The organism is Stenotrophomonas sp. YIM B06876 (genome assembly GCF_030711595.1).
Classification (GTDB): domain Bacteria; phylum Pseudomonadota; class Gammaproteobacteria; order Xanthomonadales; family Xanthomonadaceae; genus Stenotrophomonas.
Genome location: NZ_JAUJUJ010000064.1, coordinates 1 through 5,389, shown reverse-complemented (window position 1 = coordinate 5,389; position 5,389 = coordinate 1). Strand labels below are relative to the sequence as shown.

Annotated in this window: 3 protein-coding genes and 1 pseudogene; 2 read left to right on the top strand and 2 right to left on the bottom strand. The window is 69.8% G+C overall.

What is annotated here, in order from left to right; translation table 11 throughout:
- Nucleotides 1-753: YSC84-related protein (locus QZH66_RS14315; RefSeq protein WP_305806612.1), on the bottom strand; the 753-nt coding region annotated here is incomplete at its 3' end.
- A 157-nt stretch (nucleotides 754-910) separates the two neighbouring features.
- Between QZH66_RS14315 and hemH the strand changes: the two genes are divergently transcribed.
- Both hemH and QZH66_RS14305 read left to right on the top strand, forming a co-directional pair.
- Entirely contained in the window at nucleotides 911-1,873 is a 963-nt protein-coding gene (hemH, locus tag QZH66_RS14310; RefSeq protein WP_305806611.1) for a ferrochelatase, read from the top strand.
- Nucleotides 1,870-2,733: an alpha/beta hydrolase gene (locus tag QZH66_RS14305; protein WP_305806610.1), complete on the top strand. Its 864-nt coding sequence runs from the start codon at nucleotides 1,870-1,872 to the stop codon at nucleotides 2,731-2,733. Before hemH ends, QZH66_RS14305 begins: the two co-directional genes overlap by 4 nt.
- A 142-nt stretch (nucleotides 2,734-2,875) precedes the next feature.
- On the opposite strand, the pseudogene QZH66_RS14300 reads toward QZH66_RS14305, so the two are convergent.
- A pseudogene (locus QZH66_RS14300) lies at nucleotides 2,876-5,389 on the bottom strand (glycosyl transferase family 36); the annotation flags it as partial.

Sequence of the window (5,389 nt, the reverse complement as noted above, 5' to 3'; positions counted from 1 at the left end):
CACCGGCGCGATCCGCGGCGCAGCGGCCGGCGCGACCGCTGCGTTGCCCCGGGTGCCGCGCTTTTCACGGGCGCTGTAGGTGGACTCTTCCAGGCGATCGCGGAACGCCACCACATCGCGCGACGGAGCCTCGCGGAGGCGGCCTTCCAGGATCATGCGCGGAGTGGTGTTGGGACCGTAGGCATCGAGGTTGGCGGCGTCGTCGATCTGCAGCACCGCGCCATCCAGGGCGACGCCGGCGAACAGGCCACGGGCACGCGACCACGACCAGATTTCGGCCTTGAGCTGGCCGTCGGTGGCGGCGGCGGCGCTGCGTCCGACCGGACCGGCGGCGACGCCGGCATCGGCGCCGAGGGTGAATTTGCCGTTGACGATGTTGTCCAGGCTGCGGTCGTTGCGGAACACCAGGATCACATCGGAGGACTGCACACCGGCCTGGAAGCCGATGCTGCCACCGGTCAGCTTGACGAACACCGGGTTGGACCAGCTGCCATCGGCCATCTTCACCGACATCAGGCCATGGCCGCGGCGGCCGCCAATCACCAGGCCGGCCTTGATCGTGTCGGGAATCACCAGAATCGCGCGGCCCTCGTCGAGCAACTTGTCGGGAATGGCCTGTTCGGGAATGTCCTGGATTTCACTGAGCACGCGCACCGCGTTGCGGGCGCGCTGATCCTCCTGTGGACCGGCCAGAGCGTTCGCAGACAACAGGCTGGCGGACAACAGCAGTAAAAGGCACGGCAGACGGCGCATGGCGGGCTCCAGAAGTCGATGCACAGAAAGATAAAGCAAGTGCCTGAAATTAGAAGCCTGGCAATGAATCGGCCGTAACCGCGGCGCTGGCCGCCGACTGCGAAGCTCCGGTGCGTGCCGATCGCGGCCAGGCCCGGTAGCTGCGAGAATGCCGTCCATGCTCAACGCCCCCCAAACCGCTGTGCTGGCGGTCAATCTCGGCACGCCCGACACTCCCACCGCCCCGGCGGTACGCCGCTATCTGGCTGAATTCCTCAGTGACAAACGCGTGGTCGCCATTCCCGCGTTGTTGTGGAAGCCGTTGTTGTACGGGCTGATCCTGCCGCTGCGCGGGCCGCGGTCGGCGGAGAAGTACGCCCAGGTGTGGCTGCCGGAGGGCTCACCACTGGCGGTGTATACGCAGCGTCTGGCCGCGGCCATGCAGCGGGAGCTGCCGCAGGCGCAGGTGCGCTGGGCGATGCGCTACGGCCAGCCGGCGCTGCAACCGGCGCTGGACGCGTTGGCGGCCGGCGGGGTGCGCCGGATCGTGCTGCTGCCGCTGTACCCGCAGTACTCCACCACCACCACCGCCTCGATCGAGGACAAGCTGGCCGACTGGCAGGCGCGCAACCCGCGGATCGAAGCCCGCCTGGTCAAGGATTACGCCACCGACCCGGGTTGGGTCGAAGCGATGGCCGCCTCGATCCGGCAGTGGTGGCAGCAGCACGGACGTGGCGACAAGCTGGTGTTCTCCTTCCACGGCATCCCGCAGCGGGTGGCCAACAACGGCGATCCGTATCCGCAGCGCTGCGAGGCCAGCGCGCGTGCCATTGCCGCCGCGCTGGCGCTGGGGGAAGACGACTGGGCGATGGGGTACCAGTCGCGCTTTGGCAAGGAAAAATGGCTGCAGCCCTACGTCGAGCCGATGCTGTGGGCGATGGCCGACCGTGGCGTCAAACGGATCGACGTGGCCTGCCCCGGGTTTGCCACCGACTGTCTGGAGACTCTGGAGGAGGTGGCGATCGGCTTTACCGCCACGCTGGCCGCACGCGGCACGCAGATGCGCTACATCCCCTGCCTGAACGATTCGCCCGATCACGCCCGCGCACTGGTGGCGCTGGCCGCCGACCAGCTGGCATGAGCGTGCAGCCGTTGCAGCTGGACCTGGACGGGCTCCAGGTCCGCGGCCTGCGCTGCGGCACATCCGGCGCACGCAAGGTGCTGGCGCTGCATGGCTGGCTCGACAACGCGGCCAGTTTCCTGCCGCTGGCGGCCTTGCTGCCGGCGCTGGACCTGGTGCTGCTGGACCTGCCCGGCCATGGCCACAGCGACCACTTGCCCGCAGGCACGCCCTACACCGGTGCCAACGCCATCGTGCACGTGCTGGACGTGGCCGACGCGCTGGGATGGGACCGTTTCAGCCTGCTCGGACATTCGATGGGCGCCGGCATTTCCAGCCTGCTCGCGGCCGTGGCGCCGCAGCGGGTGCAGGCGCTGATCGCCATTGAAGGGCTGGGCGGCCTGTCCGCCCCGGCCTCGGAAACGGTGACCCGCCTGCGCGAGCATGTCACCGCGGTGCGCAGCCTGGCCGACAAGCGTCTGCGGGTATTTCCCGATCTCGCCGCGCCGGTGCGGGCGCGGATGCGGGCCAACCAGCTCAGCGAAGCCTCGGCGCGGTTGCTGGTCGAGCGCGGGGTCAAAGCGGTGGACGGCGGCTGGAGCTGGCGCAGCGATCCGCGGCTGATGCTGCCCACCGCGGTGCGCATGACCGACCCGCAGATCCGCGATGTGCTCGCCGCCATCGTCTGCCCGACGCAGGTGATCTACGCCACGCCGGCGCAGGTGTATCTGCCCGAACCGCAACGCAGCGAATGGACGGCGCTGTTGCCGCATGGACAGGTGCATACCCTGCCCGGCCATCATCATTTGCACATGGACCAGCCCGAAGCGGTGGCGGCGCTGATCACCGCGTTCGTGGATACGTTGCCGCCGAGCGCCTGAGTTCCACGGGCGCCGCGGCGGCGGTCCACCGCTACCGGCAGCACCATCCGCCGCCTTGGCTGGCCGCGCTTTTGACGGTCTGACCGGGGCGCGCTGGCCCCCTCTCCGGCGTGCGGAGCAGCGCCGGGGGCCGTACGGGTGATCACGCCTTCGCGCCCAGCGTCACCCGCAACTGGTGTTCCCGGCCATCATCGACCAGCGCGATGCAGTCGCCCTCCACGGCGGCGCCATCAAGCACCCGCGAGACCACCCCGCGCTGGACCCCGGCCGGGTTGTCGACCGTGATCCGGTAGCGGGTGATGCCATGTGCCGCGCCGCGGTGGCGGTAGACCAGCTCGAAGCCGGGCCACGCCGCGGGAATGCACGGGTCGATCCACAACTGCCCGCCGCGCTTGCGGAAGCCGAGGATCGCCTCCAGTCCAGCCCGGTACAGCCAGCCGGCCGACCCGGTGTACCAGGTCCAGCCACCGCGCCCGATATGCGGGCTGACCGAATACACATCGGCGCAGGCCACATAGGGTTCGACCCGGTAACGCGCGACCGCCGCGGCGCAATCGCTGTGGCGGATCGGATTGAGCAGATCGAACAGCGCAGTAGCCCGGTCGCCGTCACCGAGCGCTGCCCAGGCGAAGATCGACCAGGTGGCGCCGTGGGTGTATTGCCCGCCGTTTTCGCGAATGCCGGGCGGATAGCCCTTGATGTAGCCGGGGTTCAACGGCGTTAGGTCGAACGGCGGGGTCAACAGCGGCGCCAGCCGGTCGTCATGCCGGACCAGTTCGCGTTCGACGGCGGCCATCGCCTGCGCCGCATGAGCGCGGTCGCCACCACCGGCAATCAGGCTCCACGACTGCGCGATGCAGTCGATCCGGCACTCGGCGCTGGTGTGGCTGCCCAGCGGCGTGCCATCGTCGTAGTAGCCGCGCCGGTACCACTGTCCGTCCCAGCCAGCCGGGCCATCGAGCACCGGTTGCAGCGTGCGCGCATACGCCTGCCAGCGCGCGGCCCGTGCGTGCTCGTGGCGGGCACGCGCATGGGGCAGGAAATCGCGGATCGCGGCGAGCACGAACCACCCCAGCCACACACTTTCGCCACGGCCTTGCGCGCCGACATTGTTCATGCCGTCGTTCCAGTCGCCGGTGCCCATCAACGGCAGCCCGTGCGCGCCACCGGTCAGGCTGGAATCGAGCGCACGTGCGGCGTGTTCGTACAGGCTCGCCGCTTCGGCCGCCGGCTGCGGCAGGTAGAACGCATCGGTCTGGCCGTCCTTCAGTGCCGGCCCGTCGAGGAACGGCACCATTTCATCCAGCACCGCGGCATCGCCGCTGGTGCGCACGTAATGCGCGGCGACATAGGCCAGCCACAGGCGGTCGTCGCGGATGCGGGTGCGGATGCCTTGCCCGGCCGGTGGCAGCCACCAGTGCTGCACATCGCCCTGGACAAATTGCCGGGCCGCGGCCCGCAGCAGATGCGCGCGGGCCAGGTCGGGGCGGGCCACGCACAGCGCCATCACATCCTGCAGCTGGTCGCGGAAGCCGTAGGCGCCGCTGGCCTGGTAATAGGCGGTGCGCGCCCACATCCGGCAGCCCAGCGTCTGGTACAGCAGCCAGTCGTTGAGCAGGATATCCAGCGCCCGGTCGGGAGTGCTGACCTGCACGGTATCGAGCAGCTCGTCCCAGTGCCCGCGTACCGCGCCGAGCACCGCGTCAACATCGGCCACCCGGTATTTCTCCACCAGTGCCCGTGCCGCGTCGGCCGAGGCGGCCTCGCCGAGCACGAAGCACAGCTCCAGCGACTCCCCCGCGGCGAGTTCCAGCATGGTCTGCAGCGCCCCGCACGGCGAAAGACCGGCACCGAGGCGGCCAGACAGGGGCACCCGGTCGAGCAGCGCGCGCGGCTGCTGCACCGAGCCGTAGCGGCCGAGGACTTCCAGCCGGTCGCCACTGATCGTGCACGGTCGATTGCCCAGATCCATGAACGCGACGCGGTCGTGGAATTCGGCCCGCCAGGGATTTTTCGCCAGCAGCGCGCCGGTCGCCTCGTCGCGCCAGGTGGTCACGAACGGCGCCGGCACGCTGCCATTGGCCCCCAGCGCCCATTCGACGTAGGCGGTGAGCGACAGCCGCCGCGCGTGGCCGGCGTGGTTGTGCAGACGCAGGCGCGACAGCTTGACCGGATCGTCCGGCGCGACCAGCACCAGCAGTTCCACCTCCAGGTCCTGCGCGGTGTGGCCGAAGCGGCTCCAGCCCTTGCCGTGCTCGCTGGTATAGCGCACTGCGGGCAGGGCGATCGGCGCAGCCGTCGCACTCCACAGCTGTCCGCTGTGCTCATCGCGCAGGTACAGCACCTCGTGCGGCATGTCGCTGACCGGATCGTTCGGCCATGGCGTCAGCGGGTTCTGCTGGCTGTTGCCCGACCAGGTGTAGCCGCCGCCTTCGGCGGACACCAGGCAGCCGAACTGCGGATTGGCGAGGACGTTGATCCACGGCATCGGCGTGCACTGGTCACCACGCAAGGTGATGCGATAGCTGCGGCCGCCGTCGCGGAAAGCGCCGATGCCGTTGTCGAACTCGTGGCCGGTGGGCGTCTCCATGGAAGTCGCCGCGGCAATCGTGGCCGCGGGCAACGGCGCCGCGGGGGTGCCGGCCGCAGCGCCGCG